Origin of the sequence: Cellulomonas xylanilytica, from assembly GCF_007989805.1 — a bacterium.
Taxonomy (GTDB): domain Bacteria; phylum Actinomycetota; class Actinomycetes; order Actinomycetales; family Cellulomonadaceae; genus Cellulomonas; species Cellulomonas xylanilytica.
Genome location: NZ_BJUB01000001.1, coordinates 54,773 through 76,811 on the forward strand (window position 1 = coordinate 54,773; position 22,039 = coordinate 76,811).

14 protein-coding genes are annotated in these 22,039 nt (G+C 74.3%); 12 read left to right on the forward strand and 2 right to left on the reverse strand.

What is annotated here, in order from left to right; all coding sequences use genetic code 11:
* Positions 1-2 precede the first annotated feature (2 nt).
* The 10 genes from CXY01_RS00240 to leuA all read left to right on the forward strand — a co-directional run bounded on the left by CXY01_RS00240 (position 3) and on the right by leuA (position 19,016).
* The gene (locus CXY01_RS00240) at positions 3-908 is read left to right on the forward strand and encodes a PP2C family protein-serine/threonine phosphatase (protein WP_146925074.1); all 906 of its coding nucleotides are present in this window, start codon (positions 3-5) and stop codon (positions 906-908) included.
* Positions 905-2,302 carry an FHA domain-containing protein gene (locus tag CXY01_RS00245; RefSeq protein WP_146925075.1) on the forward strand — a complete coding sequence of 466 codons (1,398 nt, stop codon included), beginning with the start codon at positions 905-907 and terminating at the stop codon, positions 2,300-2,302. Before CXY01_RS00240 ends, CXY01_RS00245 begins: the two co-directional genes overlap by 4 nt.
* Positions 2,299-3,867: a serine/threonine-protein kinase gene (locus CXY01_RS00250; protein WP_146925076.1), complete on the forward strand. Its 1,569-nt coding sequence runs from the start codon at positions 2,299-2,301 to the stop codon at positions 3,865-3,867. Before CXY01_RS00245 ends, CXY01_RS00250 begins: the two co-directional genes overlap by 4 nt.
* Positions 3,864-10,010, forward strand: coding sequence for an Ig-like domain-containing protein (locus CXY01_RS00255; RefSeq protein WP_146925077.1), 6,147 nt, complete (start codon positions 3,864-3,866; stop codon positions 10,008-10,010). The genes CXY01_RS00250 and CXY01_RS00255 overlap by 4 nt, the downstream gene beginning before the upstream one ends.
* A gap of 50 nt (positions 10,011-10,060) precedes the next feature.
* Complete coding sequence (locus CXY01_RS00260) at positions 10,061-11,017, forward strand: AAA family ATPase (protein WP_146925078.1); 957 nt, start codon at positions 10,061-10,063, stop codon at positions 11,015-11,017.
* A gap of 2 nt (positions 11,018-11,019) precedes the next feature.
* The gene (locus CXY01_RS00265; protein WP_246124872.1) at positions 11,020-12,168 is read left to right on the forward strand and encodes a DUF58 domain-containing protein; all 1,149 of its coding nucleotides are present in this window, start codon (positions 11,020-11,022) and stop codon (positions 12,166-12,168) included.
* On the forward strand, positions 12,165-14,435 hold the full coding sequence (locus tag CXY01_RS00270; RefSeq protein ID WP_146925079.1) for a transglutaminase-like domain-containing protein: 2,271 nt from the start codon (positions 12,165-12,167) through the stop codon (positions 14,433-14,435). Before CXY01_RS00265 ends, CXY01_RS00270 begins: the two co-directional genes overlap by 4 nt.
* Positions 14,432-15,601 (forward strand): RDD family protein, encoded by a 1,170-nt coding sequence (locus tag CXY01_RS00275; RefSeq protein WP_146925080.1) that lies wholly within the window; start codon positions 14,432-14,434, stop codon positions 15,599-15,601. Before CXY01_RS00270 ends, CXY01_RS00275 begins: the two co-directional genes overlap by 4 nt.
* A gap of 9 nt (positions 15,602-15,610) precedes the next feature.
* Entirely contained in the window at positions 15,611-17,065 is a 1,455-nt protein-coding gene (locus CXY01_RS00280) for a PQQ-binding-like beta-propeller repeat protein (protein ID WP_146925081.1), read from the forward strand.
* Between the two features lie 205 nt (positions 17,066-17,270).
* Positions 17,271-19,016 (forward strand): 2-isopropylmalate synthase, encoded by a 1,746-nt coding sequence (gene leuA, locus CXY01_RS00285; protein ID WP_146925082.1) that lies wholly within the window; start codon positions 17,271-17,273, stop codon positions 19,014-19,016.
* A gap of 99 nt (positions 19,017-19,115) precedes the next feature.
* On the opposite strand, the gene CXY01_RS00290 is transcribed toward leuA, so the two are convergent.
* On the reverse strand, positions 19,116-19,859 hold the full coding sequence (locus CXY01_RS00290) for an endo alpha-1,4 polygalactosaminidase (RefSeq protein WP_222594455.1): 744 nt from the start codon (positions 19,857-19,859) through the stop codon (positions 19,116-19,118).
* A gap of 120 nt (positions 19,860-19,979) precedes the next feature.
* On the opposite strand from CXY01_RS00290, the gene recO reads away from it, so the two are divergent.
* Positions 19,980-20,711: a DNA repair protein RecO gene (gene recO, locus CXY01_RS00295; RefSeq protein ID WP_146925083.1), complete on the forward strand. Its 732-nt coding sequence runs from the start codon at positions 19,980-19,982 to the stop codon at positions 20,709-20,711.
* Positions 20,712-21,494, forward strand: coding sequence for an isoprenyl transferase (locus CXY01_RS00300; RefSeq protein ID WP_146925084.1), 783 nt, complete (start codon positions 20,712-20,714; stop codon positions 21,492-21,494).
* Here the strand turns inward: CXY01_RS00300 and CXY01_RS00305 are convergent.
* Positions 21,479-22,039, reverse strand: a complete 561-nt coding sequence (locus CXY01_RS00305) for a DedA family protein (RefSeq protein WP_246124873.1) — start codon at positions 22,037-22,039, stop codon at positions 21,479-21,481. The genes CXY01_RS00300 and CXY01_RS00305 overlap by 16 nt on opposite strands.

Below are 22,039 nucleotides of genomic sequence, written 5' to 3' on the forward strand. Positions count from 1 at the left end.
GCGTGCGCACGTCGTGGGGTTCGGCCACCGACCGTGGCCTCGTCCGCGAGGTCAACGAGGACGCCCTCCTGGCCTACCCACCCGTCTTCCTGGTGGCGGACGGCATGGGTGGGCATGACGCGGGTGACCTCGCGAGCCGCATCGCCGTCGAGGAGTTCGCGCAGCTCGCCGGGCAGGCCGCGGCCACGGCCGACGACGTGCACGCCTGCTTCGACCGGACCGCCGCGCGCATCCGCACCGAGTTCACCGGGGGGCGCCAGGGCGGCACGACCGTCGCCGGGGTCGCGGTCACCGAGCACGACGGCGGCTCCTACTGGCTCGTCTTCAACGTGGGCGACTCGCGCGTGTACCTGTGGTCCGGCGACGCCCTGGAGCAGGTGAGCGTGGACCACTCGGTGGTCCAGGAGCTGCTGGACCTGGGGGAGATCGACCTGACCGAGGCAGCAACGCACCCGGAGCGGCACGTGCTGACGCGCGCCCTCGGCACCGGCGACCCGCCGGAGCCCGAGTACTGGCTGCTGCCCGCGGGCCTCACCGACCGGCTGCTCATCTGCACGGACGGGCTCACCCGCGAGGTCGGCGACGAGGACCTGGCCCGCGTCCTGGCGGAGACCGCCGACCCGCAGGACGCCGCCGCGCACCTGGTCCGGCTCGCGCTCGAGCACGGTGCCCGGGACAACGTGAGCGCGGTCGTCGTCGACGTCGCCACCGCCGCCGGTGCGCACGACGACGTGCACATCACCGTGCCCCGCACGGGGGCGGAGCTGGGCCCCTACGTGTGGGACGAGATGCTCAACGGCGTCACGGTCCCCCGCCGTGCGCGGACGGCCACCAAGCCGATCCCGCGCGTGCCCCCCGGACCCAGCACGCCGGACCCGAACCCATCGAACGAGGAGCTCCCGTCATGAGCGTGCCCGAGTACTCCACCGGCGAGTGGACGGCCGTGGTGCGCCCCGGGTTCGTCGCGCTGCTCGGCGCGGGGGCCGCCGAGTCCACCGTCCGTGCGCTCTGGCAGGACAGCGGCGAGGGCGTGTTCGCGGCGCTCGCCCTGCTCGCGCGGGACGGCTTCGGCGGTCTGCCGCCCTTCGCCGTCGTCGCCGTCGACGGGCGCCGGGTCCACGCCGCCCTGCGTGGTGACGTCGAGGTCGTCGTCGAGGTGGACGGACGGCAGGACGTGTGGCGCTCGGGCGAGGTCAGCACCTGGACGGAGCGGGTCCTCGAGGGCGTCGCCGACGTCGTCGTGCAGGCGGACGGTGCGCCGGCCGGGGGAGCGAGCCTCCCGCTCGCCGACGGGGTCGCCGCCGCGTCTCGCGTCCGGCTCGCGCTGACCGCGCGCGACGTCTCCGAGGTGCCACCGACGACCGCTCCCGCGACCGACCCGGTCGGCGTGCAGCCCGTCGCGGCCGCGCAGGTGCCGTCCGTCGTCGACGAGCCCGCCGCGCAGGAGCCGGTGCCTGCCGTCGAGGAGGCCCCGGTCGAGGACGAGCCCGCCGTGCAGGAGCCCGTCGTGCCCGCCCTCGAGGAGGAGGCGCCCGCCGAGGCCGAGCCCGAGCCCGCGTCCTCGACGATCGTCGACGCCGTCCCGTGGGAGACGTCCGCACCGGACCTCGTGCCCGGGCCGGCCGCCGGGGTCGTCGACGTCGTCACCTGGGACGAGCCGACCGAGGTCGAGCTGGTCCCGCTCGCCGAGGCCGACCCCGAGGACGAGGCGGACGACGCCGGTGCGGCTCCGGACGAGTCGGGCGTGGTCGCGGCGGCCGAGTCGATCCTCACCTCGCAGCTGCGCCCGCGCGGACGCGGCGACGCACCGGTCACCCCGCTGCCCGTCGGTGGTGCCTCGCTGGACGACCACGACGGTCTGACGATCCTGTCCACGGACCTCGCCGAGATCCGCGAGCAGCTCCCGTCGTGGGCGTCGGACGACCTGCCCGGGCCGTTCCGCACCCCGCCCGTGGCCAGCACGCCCGCGCGCCTCGTGCTGTCGACGGGTCTCGTCGTCCCGCTCGACCGTGCCGTGCTGCTGGGCCGCGCTCCCCAGGTCGCCCGGGTCACCAACCGCGAGCTCCCGCGGCTGATCACCGTGCCGAGCCCGCAGCAGGACATCTCGCGCACGCACGCCGAGGTCCGGGTCGACGGCGAGCACGTCGTCGTCACCGACCTCGACTCGACGAACGGCATCCACGTGGCCCGCCCCGGGGAGGGCGCGCGACGGCTGCACCCGGGGGAGCCCAGCGTCGTCGGCGTCGACGAGGTCGTCGACCTCGGCGACGGTGTGACCTTCTCGGTGGAGCGGGGTTCGTGACCGCACGCCGCGAAGCGTCGACGCCGCCGCGCCTGCCGGGCTACGAGTACCTCCGGGTCCTCGGCCTCGGGGGCTTCGCGGACGTCTTCCTGTACCAGCAGGAGCTTCCGCGGCGTGAGGTGGCGGTGAAGGTGCTGCTGGCGGGCAGCCTCGACGACGGCGTGCGCCGACGGTTCCAGCAAGAGGCCAACCTCATGGCCCAGCTGTCGCACCACCCGTCGATCGTCACGATCTACCACGCGGCGATCGCCGCCGACGGTCGCCCGTTCCTGGTCATGGAGTACTGCTCCCGGCCCGGGCTGGCGGAGCGGTACCGGCAGGAGCGCATCTCCGTCGCGGAGGCGCTGCGCATCGGCATCCGGCTGGCGTCCGCGGTCGAGACCGCGCACCGTGCCGGCATCCTGCACCGGGACATCAAGCCCGCGAACGTCCTCACCACCGACTTCGGGTGGCCCGCGCTGACCGACTTCGGCATCGCCGCGACGACGGGCCACGGGGCCGGCGCCACGGTCGGCATGTCGATCCCGTGGTCGCCGCCCGAGCTGCTGGGCGAGCACCCCACGGGCGACGAGCGGTCGGACGTCTACTCGCTGGCCGCCACGATCTACTCCCTGCTCGCCGGGCGGACCCCGTTCGAGGTCCCCGGTGGCCAGAACACCGCCCAGCAGCTGGTCGGGCGCATCGAACGGGCGCCCCTGCCGCCGACGGGCCGCAACGACGTGCCGCCGAGCCTGCAGGAGCTCCTCGAGCGCGCGATGGCCAAGCACCCGACCCGCCGCTTCGCGTCCGCGGCGGCGGTCGCGCGTGCGCTCCAGCAGGTCGAGGCCGACCTGCGGCTGCCGATCACGCCGCTCGACCTCATGGACGCCCCCGGTGCCGAGCCGGACGTCGGTGCGCCGGTCAGACCGTCCGCGGACGAGGGACGCGAGGACGCGACCCGGCTGCGCTCGATCGTCACCGTCGCCCCGTCGGCGCCCGTCCAGGAGCCGGTGTCTCCGCCGCCTCCCGGCGCCGACGAGCCGACCCGCCTGCGGGGCGTCACCTACGTCGCTCCCGAGCCGACCAGCGCACGGCCCGGGCCGGTGTTCGTCACGCCGGCCGAGACGGCGGAGCCCGAGCCGGACGAGACGCTCCAGCGCGGCAGGTCGCGCGCCGTGGCGGGCATCGTGTCCGGCGTCGTGGTGCTCGCCGCGGTGGTCGCGATCGGAGCGGCGGCCCTGCGCGGGGACGACCCGACCAGCGACGGACCGACGTCGGAGTTCACGCAGGACGCCCCGCCCACGCGTATCGCCGACGCCGTCCCCTCCCCGTCGGGGCTGCAGGGCGTCCGTCAGGGCGACGGTTCCGTGCTGTTCACGTGGGACAACCCGGAGCCGCAGGAGGGTGACCGCTACGTGTGGGGCGTCCTGCAGCCGACCGGCGAACCCGAGCTCGCCCTGATCGACGCGCTGAAGGTGACCGTCCCCGCCGACCAGGCGACGACCGCCCAGGTCTGCATCCAGGTCGCCATCGTGCGCGCGGACCGCCGGGTGTCGGCCGAGCCGGCGCAGGGGTGCACGTCATGAGGTGGCGTGCGGTCCGCTCGCGGGCGACCACGGCGGCGGCCGTCGTGACGGTCCCGGTGCTGGTGCTCGTGCTGGCACTGTTCGACCAGGGGTTCCCCCTCGCCCGTCTCGACCTCAACGACGGCGGCGTGTGGCTGACCGCCACGAGCAAGCTCCAGCTCGGCCGGTACAACGCGCAGGTCGAGGAGCTCAACGGCGGGCTGTCGGCGGCGGGCAGCACGTTCGACGTGCTCCAGGACGAGGGCGACGTGCTGCTGGTCGAGCCGGGCTCGATCGCGGTGGTCGACCCCGCGTCGGTCACGCTCGCCACCCAGGTCGCCGTGCCGGGCGCGAAGGTGTCCATGGCTGCCGGCGTCGTGGCGGTCGTCGACCCGGACGGGAACGTGTGGGTCCGGTCGATCGCCGACCTCGACACGCTGCGGATCGCGACGGACGCCCCCGACGTCGAGCTGGGCGAGGGCGGTGCCGCGGTGGTCGCGCGCAGCGGCGCCGTGCTGGCCGTGGCCGCGGAGGACGGGGCGGTCACGCGGGTCGACCTCGTGGACGGGACCGCCCGCAGCACCCCGGTGGGAACGGTCGGCGCCGGCCCCGTCGACCAGGTGACCGCCGTCGGCGACGTCGCGGTCGTGCTGTCGGACGGCACCGTCCGGACGCCGGACGGCGAGGTCGAGGTCGACGGCGACGGCCTGGTCCTGCAGCAGCCCGGACCGGAGGCGTCGCGGGTGCTCGTGGCCAGCCGCACCGCGCTGCTGGAGGTCCCGCTCGACGGTGGCTCCCCGGTGGAGCACCCGACCGCGGGGTCCGGCGTGCCCGCCGAACCCGTGCAGGTCGGCCGGTGCGCCCACGGAGCCTGGGCGTCGGCCGTCGGCTCGTACCTGCAGCTGTGCGACGGCGACGACGCCGAGGTCAGCAACCTCGAGGAGATGTCGAGCGCGGACGTGCTGAAGTTCCGGGTGAACCGACAGGTGGTCGTCCTCAACGACACGCTGCGCGGCCGTCTGTGGATGCCCCTGCAGGACACCGACCTGCGCGTGCCGAACTGGACCCAGATCGAGCCCGAGGAGGAGCCCGACGAGGCCGAGGAGGAGACCGAGGCGTCGGACACCACCCAGGACCTCGTCACCGAGTGCTCCGCCGAGTCGGCGCCACCGACCGCGGCCGACGACGAGTTCGGTGTGCGGCCGGGCCGGACCACGATCCTGCCGGTGATCGACAACGACTCGTCCTCGGACTGCGGGATCCTCGCGATCTCGGTGTTCGACCCCTTGCCCGCCGAGTTCGGGACCGTCGAGGCGATCTACGGGGGCCGTTCGCTGCAGGTCGCCGTCGCCGAGGGTGCCACCGGCACGGCCGAGCTGACGTACACGATCACCGACGGGCGCGGCACCAACGCCCCGTCCACGGCGCGCGTCGTGCTGACCGCCCGGGACGGCTCGCTCGACTCCCCGCCGGTCCAGCTGCGGACCGGGGCGCTGCAGGTGGAGCAGGGCGGGCAGGCCGACCACCAGGCCCTCGCGGACTTCCAGGACCCCGACGGCGACGACCTGGTGCTCGTCGGCGCCACCGCGGACCCCGCCTCCGGGTCGGTGCGGTTCCGCCAGGACGGTTCTGTGACGTTCCGCGCGGACGGCGCCCAGCTGGGCCGCACGAGCGTGACCCTCCTCGTGTCGGACGGCACCTCCACGACGGAGGGGCGGCTCGACGTCGACGTGCGCCCCACCGGCTCGCTGCCACCGCAGATCGACCCGGTGCACGCCGTGACGTACGTCGACCAGCCCGTGACGCTCCACCCGCTGGACCTGGTGCGCAGCTCGTCGGCCGAGCCGCCCCGGCTCGCGGGTGTCGACGAGGTCGTCGGCGCCACCATCACGACCGACCTGCAGGGCGGCACCTTCACGTTCAGCGCGGCCCGTGCCGGCAGCTACTACGTGCCGTTCCTCGTCTCGGCCCCGCCGCAGCAGGCGACCGGTCTGGCGCGGATCGACGTGCGGGTCTGGCCCGAGACCGACCAGCCGCCGATCGCGGTCCGCGACCAGGCGTTCCTGCCGGCCGACGGCGAGGTGACGGTGGACCCCCTCGCCAACGACACCGACCCGGCGGGCAAGGTGCTGGTGCTGCAGTCCGTCGACGCGCCGGACGGGCTGCGGGTCGCCATCCTCGAGCACCACCTGGTGCAGATCTCGTCCGAGCGCACGCTCACCGCTCCCGTGGCGCTGCGGTACACCGTCTCGAACGGGCAGGACAGCACGGTCGGCGAGATCATCGTGCACCCGGTGCCGCCGTCGGCCACGTCGCAACCTCCCGTGGTGCCCAACGTCGAGGTGGACGTCCGGACCGGCGGGGTCGTGACGATCCCGGTGCTCGACGACGCGTACGACCCGGACGGCGACCGGCTCACCCTGCGGACCGAGCTCGTCGAGCCCCTCGGCACGGGGGAGGGTCTGCTCTTCGTCTCGGGCGACGTGCTGCGCTACCAGGCGCCCGACGAGCCCCTCACGGCGCGGGCCACCTTCGAGGTCGAGGACGCCACCGGCAACCTGACCGCCGCGACGGTGACCGTCCGCGTGCACGCGTCGGACGCGAGCACCAAGGCTCCGCCTCGGCCGAAGGACCTGGTCGCGCGCGTGTTCCAGGGCGACACCGTGCGCATCTACGTCCCGCTCGTCGGGATCGACCCGGACGGCGACGGCGTGACGCTGCTCGGCATCGCGTCGTCCGCGCTGCGCGGTCGGGTCGTCGCGACGGGTGCCGACTGGCTGGAGTACCAGGCGTTCCCCGACGAGGTCGGCACGGACGAGTTCACCTACGCCGTCGAGGACTGGGTCGGGCAGCGTGCGGTGGCCACGGTCCGCGTCGGCATCAGCCCGCGGCCCACCGACTCGGCGACCGTCGTGGCACGCGACGACGAGGTCACCGTGAAGCCCGGCCAGCGGGTCGAGGTCCGGGTGCTGGCGAACGACGTCGACTCGAGCGGCGGCGACCTCGCCCTGGACCCGGTGCTGGAGAAGGCGGACGGCGTCGACGCGGTGGTCGAGGACCGGCGCATCGTCGTGCGGGCCCCCGACGAGCCGGCGGTGCTCCAGATCGTCTACACCGCGTCCAACAAGCGCGGCGGGCGGGACACCGGCGTGCTCACCGTGACGGTGTCCGCGGACGCCCCGGTGCTGCCGCCGATCGCCCGCGACATCGTCGTGCCCGCGACCGACACGCTGGACCGCACCGAGGTCGCCGTGGACGTGCTGGCCGTCGCGCAGAACCCCAGCGGGCCGCTGAGCGACCTCGAGGTGTCGGTGCCCGGTTCGCAGGCGGACGTCGCGCGCGTCACGGAGGACGGACAGGTCGTCGTGACCCTGGTCGACCACGCCCAGACGGTGCCGTACCTGCTGACCAACCGGACAGGGGCCAACCCCGTGGCGTCCTACGCGTTCATCACCGTGCCGGCGCTCGGGTTCTTCCGGCCCGTGCCCCGGCCGAAGGCCCCCGAGCTGCGCGTCGCGTCCGGCGAGCGCCTCGTCATCCCGCTCGGCGAGCAGGTCCAGGTGGCTCCCGGGCGCACCGCGCGGATCGCCGACTCCCTGGGTGTGTCCGCGACGCGGTCCGACGGCACGAGCCCGATCGTGGACGACGAGACCCTGCAGTTCACGTCGGCGCCCGGGTACGCCGGACCGGCGTCGATCACCGTCCCCGTCACCGACGCGTCCTCCCCGGGCGACACGTCCGCCCGGACGTCCGTCATCACGCTCCAGATCACGGTGTACGCCGTCGACGACTACCCGCCGACGTTCGAGCCGTCGACCATCGACGTGGCGCCCGGGGAGCCCGCGCTCGCCGTGGACCTCCGGTCCTTCACCACCGGGCCGGAGGGGGCGAACCCGACGGACGGCCGCTACGCCTACACGCTCGTCTCAGCGATCCCGGCCGGGTTCTCGGGCGCGATCACCGACGGCGTGCTGAGCATCGCGGCGGACGCGACGACGCCGAAGGGTCGCAACGAGACGCTGGCCGTCCGGGTGGGTTACGGCCGCACGGGCTCGTTCGAGACGTCCATCGGGGTCCGGGTCATCGCCAGCACGCGGCCGACGGCGCGCGTGGTCGACCGCACCATCGACGGGGTCGAGGGACGGCAGAGCACCGTCGACGTCCTCGAGGGTGCGTTCAACCCGTTCGCGCCCGACCCGATGACCGTCGTCGGCGCCACGGTCGAGACGCCCGGTGCGGGCACCGCCGGGGCGACGGCCAGCACCGTGAGCGTGCGGCCGGCCGAGGGGTTCATCGGCCAGATGGTCACGCGGTTCCGCGTCCGGGACGTCACGGGCGACCCGGACCGCGAGGTCGAGGGTCGCGTCACCGTCGTCGTCCGCGGCAAGCCCGCCACGCCGAACGCCCCGCGGGTCGGCGAGATCCGGGACCGGACCGTCGTGCTGTCCTGGGACGCGCCCGACAACCGCGGCGCGCCGATCACCGGGTACCGGGTCGTCGCGAGCCCGGGCAACCTCGTGCGGCAGTGCGCGAGCACGACCTGCACGATCGACGGCCTGACCAACGACGTCGAGTACACCTTCACGGTCGCGGCGCAGAACGAGGTCGACTGGTCGGAGCCGAGCGGACCGTCCGCCCCGGCACGACCCGACGCGGTCCCGGACGCGCCGTCCGCACCGACGCTGGACTTCGGCGACGGCTCGGTCCGGGCGACGTGGCCGGCGCCCGCCTCGGCCGGCTCGCCGATCACCAGCTACACGCTCGAGATCTCGCCCGCGCCGCCGGCCGGGCCGTCCTCGGTCACGTCCCCGACGACGAGCTACACGTTCTCCGGCCTGCGCAACGGCACGGCGTACTCCGTGCGCGTGCGCGCGCACAACAAGGCGGCGGAGCCCAGCGGCTGGTCGCCGTCGTCGCAGCCCATGGTGCCGGCGGGCGTGCCGGAGGCCCCGCTGAACCTCACCGCGCTGCGCGCGGAGACCACGCTCGGCGGCCAGATCAACGTGGCCTGGACGGAGCCGGACGGGAACGGTGACCGGGTCACCGGGTACGAGCTGGTGATCTCCGGCGGGCCGAACTCCCGCACGGTCCCGTTCGAGGGGACGGGGACGACGTCGTACGCGTTCACCGACGCGGCCAACGGGGCGCCGTACCAGTTCTCGGTCCGGGCGAGGAACAAGGCGCCGGGGTGGTCGGCACCGGCGGTCACGACGGCCTCCACCTACGGTGTTCCGGCGGCGACCACGATCACCTCCGCGGTCGGCGCCCCCACGGCCGAGCCCGGCGACGGCAGCGTGCGGGTCGTCTGGGCCAGCGCCGACCCGAACGGCTCCCCGGTCACGTCCTACCGGCTGTTCGTGAACGGCACGGACATCGGCGACGTGGGCACGGGCACGTCCCGGGACGTGGGCGGGCTGACCGGCGGTGCCGACGCCACGTTCCAGGTGCAGGCGTGCAACGTGGCGGGCTGCGGCGAGTGGTCGGCGCCGCGGTCCGCGTCGCCGGTGCCGGTCACCAAGCCGTCTCCCGCGTCCGGCGTGAGCCTCGACGACCCTGCGCGCAACGACGACCGCCAGCCCACGTCGATCACCGCGCGGTGGGCGGCGACGAGCGCCTGGGGCGGCGGGTCCGGCACCGTCTACCGGGTCGACTTCTCCATCGACGGTGTCGTGACCGACACGCAGCGGGTGACGGGCCTGACGGCGACGTCCACCGCCAGCATGCCGACGCTCTCCTTCCTGCGGCGGTCCGCGACCTTCCGGGTCGTGGTCACTGCGGAGACCTCGGCGGGCGCCTCGACGCCGGCACCGAGCGCGGACAAGGTCGTGCAGCGGGCGAGCGAGCCCGGGGACGTCGCCGACGGCTACGCCCTGACCGTCTCCGACGACGGGGCGTCCATCTCGTCCGACTGGGCCGACGTGCAGGACACGGGCGGCGCCGCGATCACGGGCTACCTCGTCCAGGTCAAGGTGGGCTCCGACGGCTGGGCGGACATGCCGACCACCGGGACGTCGCAGCTCAGCAACGCGCCGCTGCCCGCACCCGCCGCGCCCGGGACGGCGATCACCATCCGGGTCCGCGCCCAGAACCAGTTCGGTACCAGCCAGCGCTGGGCCCAGTCGGTCGAGGCCCGGGTGCCGGAGCCTCCTCCGGCCACCCCCTGACCCACCCTGACCTCCCACCACCGCAGCACCCCGAGACGGAGACACCGCACATGACCCCCGAGCAGAGCACCTGGTTCGCCGAGACGTTCGACGCGCTCGTGTCCAACGTCGGGCTGGCGCTGCTCGGCAAGGAGCGCCCGGTGCGCCTGGCGCTCACGGCGATGGTCGCCGAGGGTCACCTGCTGCTCGAGGACGCACCCGGCACCGGCAAGACGTCGCTGGCCAAGGCGCTCGCCGCGACCGTGCAGGGCAGCCACCACCGGATCCAGTTCACGCCGGACCTGCTGCCGTCCGACGTCACGGGCGTCACGATCTACGACCAGAGCACCCACCGGTTCGAGTTCCACCCCGGGCCGATCTTCGCCTCCGTCGTCCTCGCCGACGAGATCAACCGGGCGTCCCCGAAGACGCAGGCGGCCCTGCTGGAGGTCATGGAGGAGGGCCAGATCACCGTCGACGGCGTCACGCACCCCGTCGGCCGCCCGTTCATGGTGATCGCGACGCAGAACCCCATCGAGCAGGCGGGCACCTACCGTCTGCCCGAGGCGCAGCTGGACCGGTTCCTCATCAAGACGTCGCTGGGCTACCCCGACCGCGCGTCGACGATCGAGATCCTGGCCGGGGCGAAGGACCGCACGACGAACCTGACCCCCCGGATCACGACGCAGGCCGTGGGCACGCTGGCGGACCTCGCGCAGACCGTGCACATCGACGAGGTCGTGCTCGACTACGTGGCCCGGCTCACGGAGGCGACGCGCGACGACTCGCAGACTGCCATCGGGGCGAGCGTGCGCGGGGGTCTGGCGCTCGTGCGGACCGCGAAGGTGTGGGCCGCGGCGGCCGGGCGCGAGTACGTGATCCCGGACGACGTGAAGGAGCTCGCCCAGCCCGTCCTCGCGCACCGGCTCCTGCTCGACACCGAGGCGGAGTTCGCCGGCGTGACGGCGATCGAGATCCTGGCCCGGATCCTCGAGACCACCGCGCCGCCGGCCGTGCGGGTGGGCTGACCGTGGGTCTGCGGGTCTCACCGCTCGGTTGGGGGGCCGCCGCCGTGGCGGCCCTCGGTCTCGTGCTGGGCCGGTGGTTCGGGTGGCTGGAGCTCGCGGCGCTCGGTGCGGGGCTGACGGCCGTGGTCGCGGTGTCGCTGCTGATGACCGTGGGCCGGGCCCGCTACGCCGTGACGCTCGACATGGCCGACCGTCGTGTGAAGGTGGGGGAGCGCGCCCTCGGCCGTCTGGAGGTGCGCAACGTCGCGCGCCGCCGGTCGCTGCCCTCCCGGATCGAGCTGCCCGTCGGCGCGGCCGTCGCGGAGCTCGCGGTGCCGGCGCTCGGACCCGGTGCCGCGCACGACGACCTGTTCGCGATCCCGACCACGCGCCGCGCGGTCATCGTCGTCGGTCCCGTCCGCTCGGTGCGCGGGGACCCGTTCGGGCTCGTGCGACGCAGCGTGCGGTGGACCCGGCCGGCGGAGGTGTTCGTGCACCCGCTCGTCGTGTCCCTCGCCGGTGCGAGCGCGGGCCTCCTGCGCGACCTGGAGGGTCAGGCGACGCGCGACCTGTCGGACTCGGACCTCTCGTTCCACGCCCTGCGCGACTATGTCGCAGGAGACGACCGGCGGTACATCCACTGGCGCACGACGGCGCGCCGCGGCAGCCTCATGGTCAAGCAGTTCGAGGACACCCGGCGCACGACGACGGCGCTCGCCCTGGCCACCGACCCGGCGGACTACGCGGACGACGACGAGCTGGAGCTCGCGGTGTCCGTCGTCGCCTCCGTCGGCGTCCAGACGATCCGCGAGGAGCGGGACCTCGTGGTGCTGGCCGGCCCGGGCAGGCTGCGCGCGGAGACCCCGCCGCTCCTGCTCGACGACTGCTCCGGGGTCGCGCTGTCGAGCGCGGGTGCGCCCGTGACCCTGCTGGGCCGCCGCGTCGTGCGCGAGGCGCCGGAGGCGTCCGTGGCGATGCTGGTCACCGGCTCGGTGCCCGGCGACGCCGAGCTGCGGCTCGGCGCCCAGCACGTGCCGGCCGGGACGCGCACCGTGGTCGTGCGGTGCGAGCGCGGCGCCGACGTGTCGGTGCGGACGCAGGGCTCGCTGAGCCTCGCGACGATCGGCCGCCTCGACGACCTCCCGCGGCTGCTGCGGCGGGTGACCGCGTGACACCCCGACCCGCCCGCCGCGCCGCGGTCGACATCGTCTGTCTCGTCGGCGTGCTCGCCTTCGTTCTGGTGCCTCTCCTCGAGGTGTACGGCGGGCTGACGGCGCTGCCCGCGCTGGCGGGTGGTCTGCTGCTCGGCACGTCGGTGGCGGTGCTCGGTGCGGTCCGGCGCTGGTCGGCGATCACGGTCGTCGCGGCGGTCGTCGTGGTGTACGTGGTGGCCGGCGGGGCGCTGGCTGCACCGGGGACCACGCTCGCCGGGGTGGTGCCCACCCCCACGACCGTCGTGGACCTCGCGCGCGGCGCCGGCTCGACCTGGAAGCAGCTGCTGACGCTCCAGCCGCCGGTCGGCTCGGAGGGCACGCTGCTGGTCGCCGCCTACCTGCTGGCGCTCGTCGGGTCCTGCCTCGCCGTGTCGGTCGCCCTGCGTGCACGCACCGGTGCCGCGGCGGCGTCCGCGGCTCTCGTGCCGGTGGGGGTGGCGATCGCGACGATCGTGCTCGGCACCCGGCGCCCCATCGTCGACCCGGTCCTGACCGGCGTGGTGCTCGTGGTCGTCCTGCTGCCCTGGGCGGCGTGGCGGGCCGGGGTGCTGCGGGCCCGGCGGGTGGTCGCGACCGGCGTCCTCATGGGCGTGGCGGTCGGCGCCGGCGTCCTGGGTGCCCCGGTGGTGGCGGGCGGGACGGAGCGGCTCGTCGTGCGCGACGAGATGGTCCCCCCGTTCGACCCGCGTGACTACCCGAGCCCGTTGTCGGCCTTCCGCAAGCTCGTCAAGGACGACGCCTCCCTGTTCACGGTCTCCGGCCTGCCCGACGGGGCGCGCGTCCGGCTGGCGACGATGGACCGGTACGACGGCGTCGTCTGGAACGTGGCGGGGGACGGGTCCGCGCAGGCGTCCGGCGAGTTCCGCCGCGTCGGCTCCGAGATCGACACGACCGTCCGGGGTGAGCGCGCGCGCGTCGAGTTCACCGTGCAGCAGCTCGACGGTGTGTGGCTGCCGACGGTCGGTCAGGCCACGGCGTTCGACATCGCCGACCCGGACGCGGCCGGCGACCTGCGCTACAACGACGCCACCGGTGGGGCGGTGCTGACCGGGGGCGTGCACGAGGGGCTCGAGTACGGCATCGACGTCGTCGCGCCGCGCGTGCCGGCGGCGACGGAGGTGGGCAGCGCGCCCGCGGCCGACATCGCCCAGCCGCCGCTCGTCGGCCAGCCGGACGCCGCCGCGGTGACTGCTGCCGACGTGGCGCGCGACGCCGGCAGCCCGGTGCAGATCAGCGAGGCGCTGGAGACGTGGCTCGCCGAGGAGGGCTACTTCAGCCACGGTGTCGACGTCTCGGGCACGGAGTCGCTGTCCGGCCACGGAGCCGACCGGATCACGGCGCTGCTCGGCGGCGACCTCATGGTGGGTGACGGCGAGCAGTACGCCGCGGCGATGGCGCTCATGGTCCGGGAGATGGGTCTGCCGGCGCGGGTCGTGCTCGGGTTCGTCCCCGGGGCGGACGGCGAGGACGGCCCTGCGGATGGGCCCGTGGAGGTCACGGGCAAGGACGTCCAGGCATGGGTCGAGGTGGCGTTCCAGGGCTACGGCTGGCTCCCGTTCGACCCGACGCCGCCCCCGGAGCAGACGCCGCAGGAGGAGGACCAGGAGAAGCCCTCCGAGCCGAACCCGCAGGTCGTGCAGCCGCCGCCGCCGCCGCCCGGTGCCGTCACGCCGCCGGACGAGGACACCGAGCAGCCCCAGACCGACGACCCGGACGAGACGACCGACGGCAGCGCGCTGTTCTGGCGGATCGCCCGCGTGGCCGGGATCGTCGCGATCCCCGTGCTCGTGCTCGCGCTCCCGCTGCTCGTCGTCGTCGCGCTGAAGGCCCGGCGCCGCCGCCGTCGTCGCCGCAGCCCCGACCCGGTGGCCCGGGTCGCGGGCGGCTGGGACGAGGTGCTGGACACCGCTCGTGACCTGCGCCGCCCGGCCGGTGCGCTGGCGACGCGCAACGAGTCGGCCCGTGAGCTCGCCGCGTCGTTCGCCGACGCCCCCGGGGGTGCGCTGGTCGCCACCCGGGTCGGCGCGCTCGCGCGGTCGGCGGACCACGCCGTGTTCAGCGCCGGCGAGCCGAGCGGCGCGCACGCCACCGCGTACTGGGCCGACGTCGAGCAGACCGTCGCCGCCATGACCCGCAGCGTGGGCTGGCGTCGGCGCGTGCGCGCCCGCGTGTCGACCGCCTCCCTGAAGAACCACCGCAACCGCCGCCCGAAGGGCACGTCATGACACGTCACGGATCCCACGTGCACGACCCGTACTCGGGCGGGGACGACCTGTCGCCCGCGACCCTGGCCCGGCGCCTGTCCGCCGGCCTGCTCGACCTGGCGCTGCTCCTGGTGCTCGGCGGCGTGCTGGTGGTCGTCGGCCTGTCCCGGGGCAGCGGCGCCCTCGTGGCGCTCGGCTGCGCGTCCCTCGTCGTGGTGTCGGTGGCCCAGTGGGTCGCGCACGGGTGGACGGGATCGACGCTCGGGCGCCGCGCGGTCGGCATCCGTACGCTCGACGTCGAGTCGCGCACCCCGATCGGCCTGCTCCGCGTCCTGCTGCGGGGCGCCGTGATCGCCGCCGGTGTGCTGGCGCTCGGTGTCGGGCTCCTCGTCGTGCTCGTCTCGCCGGCCTTCGACCGGACCGGGCGGCGGCGGGGCTGGCAGGACCTGGCGGCCCGCGACGAGGTGCTGGACGTCCGGGGGGCGCGGCGGCCGGTGATCGTGCCGGCACGGGCGCGCCGCGCCGAACCCGACCCGGCGCCGCCGCAGCCCGCGGCACGTCGGCCCGTCACGGTCCCGGGCTGGGCTGTGGCCGAGCCCGGCAAGGACGGGACCGCGCTGCTCGACCTCCTGCTGGACGAGGCACGGCCGGCGGCGCTCGTGCTCGCGCCGCTGTCCCAGCAGCGCAGCGGACCCGACGTGGACACGCGCGCGATCCCCGTGGTCCGTCAGGTCGGGCTCAGCTACGGGCTCGCCCCCGAGCTCGAGCTGACGCGCCCGGCCGGCCCCCGTGCGGACCTGCTCGCCGCACCGGCCCCGACCACCGCGGTCGACCGTGCGGCGGCGGAGATCGAGCTGGGCGACGGACGGCGCGTCACGATCGCCCGGACCGCGCTGGTCGGTCGCAACCCGGCGTCGGACGCTGAGGTGCAGCTGGTGCGCGTCGTGGACCCGGCCCGCTCCGTGTCCAAGACCCACCTCCAGATCGGGGTGGAGCCGGGCGGCGTCTGGGTGGCCGACCGTGGGTCGACGAACGGCACCGTCGTGACGCTGCCCGACGGTGCGCAGGTGGTGTGCCGCGTGGACCAGCAGGTGCGTCTCCGGGTGGGGTCGACGGTGACGTTCGGCGACTGCTCCCTTCGGCTGGTCCGCTCTCCCGGCCAGGACCGCCAGGACCCCGTGGCCTAGTCTTCGACCATGGCGGACCGGCGCCCCGCTGCGCGGATGCAGCTCGTCGAGGTCGAGGACGCCCCGACAGCGGCAGCACTGCCGCGCCCGCCGGACGACCTGCCCCGGCACGACGCCGCGGTCACGCAGGGGCCGCCCCGGCCGCGCGCGCGGCTGCTGCGCAGGTGGTGGCCCGTGGCGGCGGTCGTCGTGCTCGTCGTCGTCGTGTCGGGTGTGGTGTCCGCCGCGCGGGACCGTGCGTTCGTCGCACGCATCGCGGCGGTGCCGGGCCTGGTCCGTCCCCTCGACGCGGCGCCCGAGCCGCTGTGGGAGACCCGGGGGTCCACGCTGCCGGGCACGATCCTCGCCGCCGACGGCGCGCTCGTCGTGCTGGAGGGTGGCGACCGGGCCTGGACCGTGACGTCGCACGACCCGACGTCCGGCGAGCGGCGCTGGGCGGTGGACGTGGCGCCGGTGTCGCGCGCCGGGTTCGAGGCGACCGCGGCGGTCTGCCCCCCGCTGCGCGGTGACGTCGGCGAGCTCGTGGTGTGCCTGGTCCGGCATCCCCGGGTGCTCTACTCCGACGAGGCGTCGATCCAGGAGATGCCGCGGATCATGGTGGTACCGGTGTCCGCGCAGGACGGCGAGCGCCTGGGGGAGTGGCAGGTCCGCGGGGAGCTCGTGGCCTTCGACCGCGTCGAGGACGACCTCGTCATCGGCACGCTCGACGCCGAGGGCCGGATGACGGTGCAGCGGCGCGACGCCCGGACGGGGGACGTGGTCTGGTCGGTCGTCACGTCGGTCGTCATGAACGACCCGGTGATCAGCGTCGCGGCGACGATGCGCGTGCTGCCCCCGCTGGTCGTGCTGGACGGTGGCGCCACGATCGTCCTCGACGTCGACGACGGCAGCACCCTCATGACGGGACCGCGGTTCGGCGGGCTGCAGGTGGCCGCCCTCGGGGACCGGTTCGCCACGTGGGCCCCAGTCGGCGGCGGGCGCGTCCACGACGCCGACGGCACGGCGCTGTTCGAGGTGGCGGGCCTGCCGGCGCAGCTGTCGGCTGATGACGGCTCCGAGGCCGGCACGATCATCGTCGACGAGGGGTCGCAGGTGTCCGGCGTGGATGCGGCGTCCGGCGCGCCGAGGTGGCGGACCCCGTCTTCCCTCGACCCGCGCCTGCTCGTGTCCGGCAGGCTGGTGATGTCCGGCGCGGACCGGTACGGCGTGCTGGACGCCACGGACGGCTCCACGGTCTGGGACGTCGACACCGGCGACGTCCTCGCGTGGGACCCCGTCTCGGACGGCACGCTCGTGATCGGTCCCGGCACGTCCCCGGACGGCAGCCCCGAGCTGTGGGGACTCGGGCTCGAGGACGGGGTCCGGTACTGGGCCGTCCCCCTGCCCGAGGGGGTCCGTCGGGTCGACGCCGTCGGCGGCCACCTCGTCGTGCGGACCGAGAGCGACCTGATCGTCTACGGCTGACGCGGCGCGGGGTGGTCGCCGTCTGCCGTGAGACGACCTGGTCGCGAGGTTGCGGAACGTCCGGTCGTTCGGGGTACGGTGACTTCGTGCTCGCAGTCACCCTCCTTCTTCGCTGCCGCGACGAGGCCCTCTAGGCCGCATCCTCGTCGCGGTGTCGTGTGTGCCGGCTGACTCCCCGCCGAACCGCCCGAAGGACGAGAAGACCATGACCTATCTGGAGACGAGCGCACAGCAGCCGTCGTCGATGCCGGTGCACAAGTACCGCCCGTTCCACGAGCAGATCCAGGTGGACCTGCCCGACCGCCGCTGGCCCGACAACCGCGTCACGCAGGCGCCCCGCTGGTGCGCCGTCGACCTGCGCGACGGGAACCAGGCGCTGATCGAGCCGATGAACCCGGCCCGCAAGCTCGAGATGTTCGAGCTGCTGGTGCAGATGGGCTTCAAGGAGATCGAGGTCGGCTTCCCGTCGGCGTCGCAGACCGACTTCGACTTCGTCCGGATGCTGATCGAGGAGGACCGCATCCCGGACGACGTCGTGATCCAGGTGCTGACGCAGGCGCGCGAGCACCTGATCGAGCGGACGTACGAGGCGATCGCGGGCGCGAAGCAGGCGATCGTGCACCTGTACAACTCGACGTCGACCCTGCAGCGCGAGGTGGTGTTCCGGTCCGACGAGGACGGCATCGTCGACATCGCGGTGTCGGGCGCACGCTTCTGCCGCAAGTACGAGGAGCTCGTCCCGGACACGGACGTCTTCTACGAGTACTCGCCCGAGTCCTACACCGGCACCGAGCTGGAGTTCGCGCTGCGGGTCTGCAACGCGGTGCTCGAGGTGCTGGAGCCGACGCCGGACCGCAAGGTGATCATCAACCTGCCGGCCACGGTCGAGATGGCGACGCCGAACGTGTACGCGGACTCGATCGAGTGGATGAGCCGCAACCTGCGCTACCGCGAGAGCGTCGTGCTGTCGCTGCACCCGCACAACGACCGCGGCACGGCCGTCGCCGCCGCGGAGCTGGGCTACCTGGCGGGTGCCGACCGCATCGAGGGCTGCCTGTTCGGCAACGGTGAGCGCACCGGGAACGTCTGCCTGGTCACCCTGGGCATGAACCTGTTCAGCCAGGGCGTGGACCCCCAGCTCGACTTCTCCGACATCGACCACATCCGCCGCACGGTCGAGCGCTGCAACCAGCTGCCGGTCAACGAGCGGCACCCCTACGGCGGGGACCTGGTGTTCACGGCGTTCTCCGGGTCGCACCAGGACGCCATCAAGAAGGGGCTCGACGCGCTGGAGGCCTCGGCCGCCCGGCAGGGCAAGACGGTCGACGACGTCGTCTGGGCCGTCCCGTACCTGCCGATCGACCCGAAGGACGTCGGACGCTCCTACGAGGCGATCATCCGCGTGAACTCGCAGTCCGGGAAGGGCGGCATCAGCTACCTGATGAAGTCCGAGAAGGACCTGGACCTGCCGCGCCGGCTGCAGATCGAGTTCTCGCAGGTGGTGCAGCGGCACACCGACCAGCACGGCACGGAGGTCACGGCGGACGAGCTGTGGCACATCTTCAACGACGAGTACCTGCCGGTCGAGGCCGGCAGCCCGTTCGAGCCGTGGGGCCGGTTCTCGCTGCGTGGTACGCGCGGGACCAGCGTCGAGGACGGCCCGGACACCCTGGAGATCGACCTCGTCGACCGGGGGGTGGAGCGCACGCTCCAGGGGTCGGGCAACGGCCCGGTCGCGGCGTTCGTCGCGGCCGTGAAGACCCTCGGCGTCGACGTCGCGGTGCTGGACTACGCCGAGCACGCGCTGTCGGCGGGCGGTGACGCCACCGCGGCCGCGTACGTCGAGTGCGCCATCGGCGACGAGATCCTGTGGGGTGTCGGCATCGACCCGTCGATCACGACGGCCTCGCTCAAGGCGATCATCTCCGCCGTCAACCGGCACGAGCGCTGAGCGCACCCACCCAGAGCCACCGGCCAGGCGGACGACCCCGCCGGCCGGTGTGCCCGGGGAGGGGTGCGTCCGGCGATCCCGCCCGCACCCCTCCCCGGGTCAGCAGTGCTCGGACACGTGCTCCGGCGATCCCGGGGCGGTGAGGTCCCGGTCGCGCAGGCTGGTCATCACCGGCCGGTCGGGGTCGGCGCAGATGCTCTGCAGCGTCCCGGTGTACTCGACGGCGATCACCTGGTCGCCGTACAGCGCGGTGTAGGCCGCGCACTCGTCGAACTCGTGGCACTCCTCGGCGACGGCGAAGTCGAACCCGATCGCGTCGACCTCCTCGGCGGTGAGGTCCGGGGTGTTCTTCTGCCCGACCGCCAGCCCGCGCTCGTGCGCGGCGTCGGTCACGGTCGCCGCGATCGCGAGGGTGTCCTCCCGGTCCAGCCGACCGCCTGACCGGGTCCACGAGTCGAGGTTGTCCAGCTCCACGGCGTCGAACCCGGCTGCACCGCAGCGCTGCAGCACCGCGTCGACCCTCTCGGTGAGCGCATCGCGCTGCGCGGTGTCGAGGAGGTACTCGTCGGGCCAGGCGGGGTCCGGCTCCACCAGCAGCGCGGGGTCGACGGACTCGTCGGGCTGGGTCTGGAAGGCGTTCACGTAGCAGACGGAGTAGACGCCGTCGGCGGGGGTCGCCGTCGAGTCGCGCACCACCACGGTCACGTCCGCGGCCGGCGGGTAGGGCTCTCCCAGCTGATAGTCGGCGACGCCGACCGGCAGCGGGTCGACCTGCACGGAGGGCGCGCACGCGCCGAGCGAGAGCACGGCCGCCGCCACCAGGACCGTCCCTCGCCAGCGCACGCCCGATGGTCGCACCCTGACCGGGCCGAGCGGACCGCCGGTCGCGATCCGGACGTCGTGGCGTCTCGCCGGTGCGTGTCCCGGGGCGTCCGTGTGGGCGCGGCGGGGGACAATGCTCGGGTGAGCCTCTACCGCGACGAGGCGATCGTCCTGCGCACCCACAAGCTGGGGGAGGCCGACCGCATCGTCACCCTCCTGACCCGGTCGCACGGGAAGGTCCGTGCCGTCGGCAAGGGGGTGCGCCGCACGTCGTCGAAGTTCGGGTCGCGGCTCGAGCCGTTCATGTACGTGGACCTGCAGCTGAGCACGGGGCGCAACCTCGACATCGTCACCCAGGCCGAGACGCTGGGACCGTTCGGCCGCAAGATCTGCGAGGACTACACGCTCTACACCGCCGGCACGGTCATGCTGGAGACGGCGGACCGGCTGGTCGACGCGGAGCACGAGCCCTCCCTGCAGCAGTACTGGCTCCTGGTCGGCGCGGTGAAGGCGCTGGCGTCCCGGGACCACGCACCCGGTCTCGTGCTCGACTCGTACCTGCTGCGCGCGCTCTCGGTCGCCGGGTGGGCCCCCAGCTTCACCGACTGCGCGCGCTGCGGGGAGCCCGGGCCGCACACCGCGTTCGCGGTCGCGTCGGGTGGCGCCGTCTGCCGGGCGTGCCGGCCACCCGGTGCGGCAGCGCCGGCACCCGAGACGTTCGCGCTCCTGGCCGCGCTGCTTGCGGGAGACTGGTCCGTCGCCGACGCCAGCGCCGAGCGGCACCGCGGCGAGGGCAACGGCCTGGTCGCCGCGTTCTGCCAGTTCCACCTCGAGCGCCAGCTGCGCTCGCTCCCGATGGTCGAGAGGGTCTGAATGCCGGTCCCGCCCCCGCCGCACCCCAGCGGCGAACGCGCTCCCGAGATCCCGAAGGAGTTCGTGCCCCGGCACGTGGCCGTCGTCATGGACGGCAACGGGCGGTGGGCGAACGCCCGCGGGCTGCCCCGGACGGCCGGTCACGCCGCGGGGGAGGCGTCGCTGCTCGACGTGGTGGCAGGTGCCATCGAGGTGGGTGTCGAGTACGTCTCCGCGTACGCGTTCTCCACCGAGAACTGGTCACGGTCGCCGGACGAGGTGCGCTTCCTCATGGGGTTCAACCGGGACGTGCTGCGCCGCCGCCGGGACCTGATGAACTCCTGGGGGGTGCGGGTCCGCTGGGCCGGCCGGCGGCCGCGGCTGTGGCGCTCCGTCATCGCCGAGCTCGAGACGGCGGAGGAGCTGACCAAGCAGAACTCCACGGTGACGCTCACCATGTGCGTCAACTACGGGGGTCGCGCCGAGGTGGCGGACGCCGCGCAGGCGATCGCGCGCGAGGTCGCGGCCGGCCGCGTGAAGCCGGAGAAGGTCAACGAGAAGCTGTTCGCGCGGTACCTCGACGAGCCCGACCTGCCCGACGTGGACCTGTTCCTGCGGTCCTCCGGCGAGCAGCGGACGTCGAACTTCATGATCTGGCAGGCCGCCTACGCCGAGCTCGTGTTCCTGGACGAGCCGTGGCCGGACGTCGACCGGCGGCACCTGTGGCGGGCGGTCGAGACGTACGCGCGCCGGGACCGGCGCTACGGCGGTGCCGTCGACAAGCCGGGTCAGACCTCGGCCTGAACCTCCGGCGACCCTGCGGGCTGCGCCCGGCGCAGCAGCCGTCGCCGGACCAGCCAGCCGACGACCAGGACCACGACGAGCACCGCAGCGGCGAGCGCCCACGGCGACGTCGCGAACAGCGACACGGCCGCCCACACGGCGCCGAAGCCGACCGTCGCCCAGACGACCGCCCAGACGAGCGCGCCGGGGATCGAGGCGATCGCGAAGCGCAGGTACGGCATCTTCACCAGCCCGGCGGCCGCGAAGATCGCGGTCTGCAGCCCGACGGTCAGGTACGCGAGCGTGACGGCGACGGGGCCCCAGCGTCGCACCAGGCCGAGCCCACGCTGCGCGCTGCGCGTGTCCGTCCAGGTCTCGAGCCGCCGGACCGTCACGTGCCACCAGCCGGGCGCGCCCTCCTGCTCGTGGACCGCCTGCGCCCCGCGGACGACGCCGCGCCCCGCCCAGTACGTGCCGTGCGAGCGGGCCATCACGATGACGAAGAGACCCGCGACGGCGACACCGAGCGGCACGCTGCCGAGGTGATAGGCGTCGAGGGGGTCCAC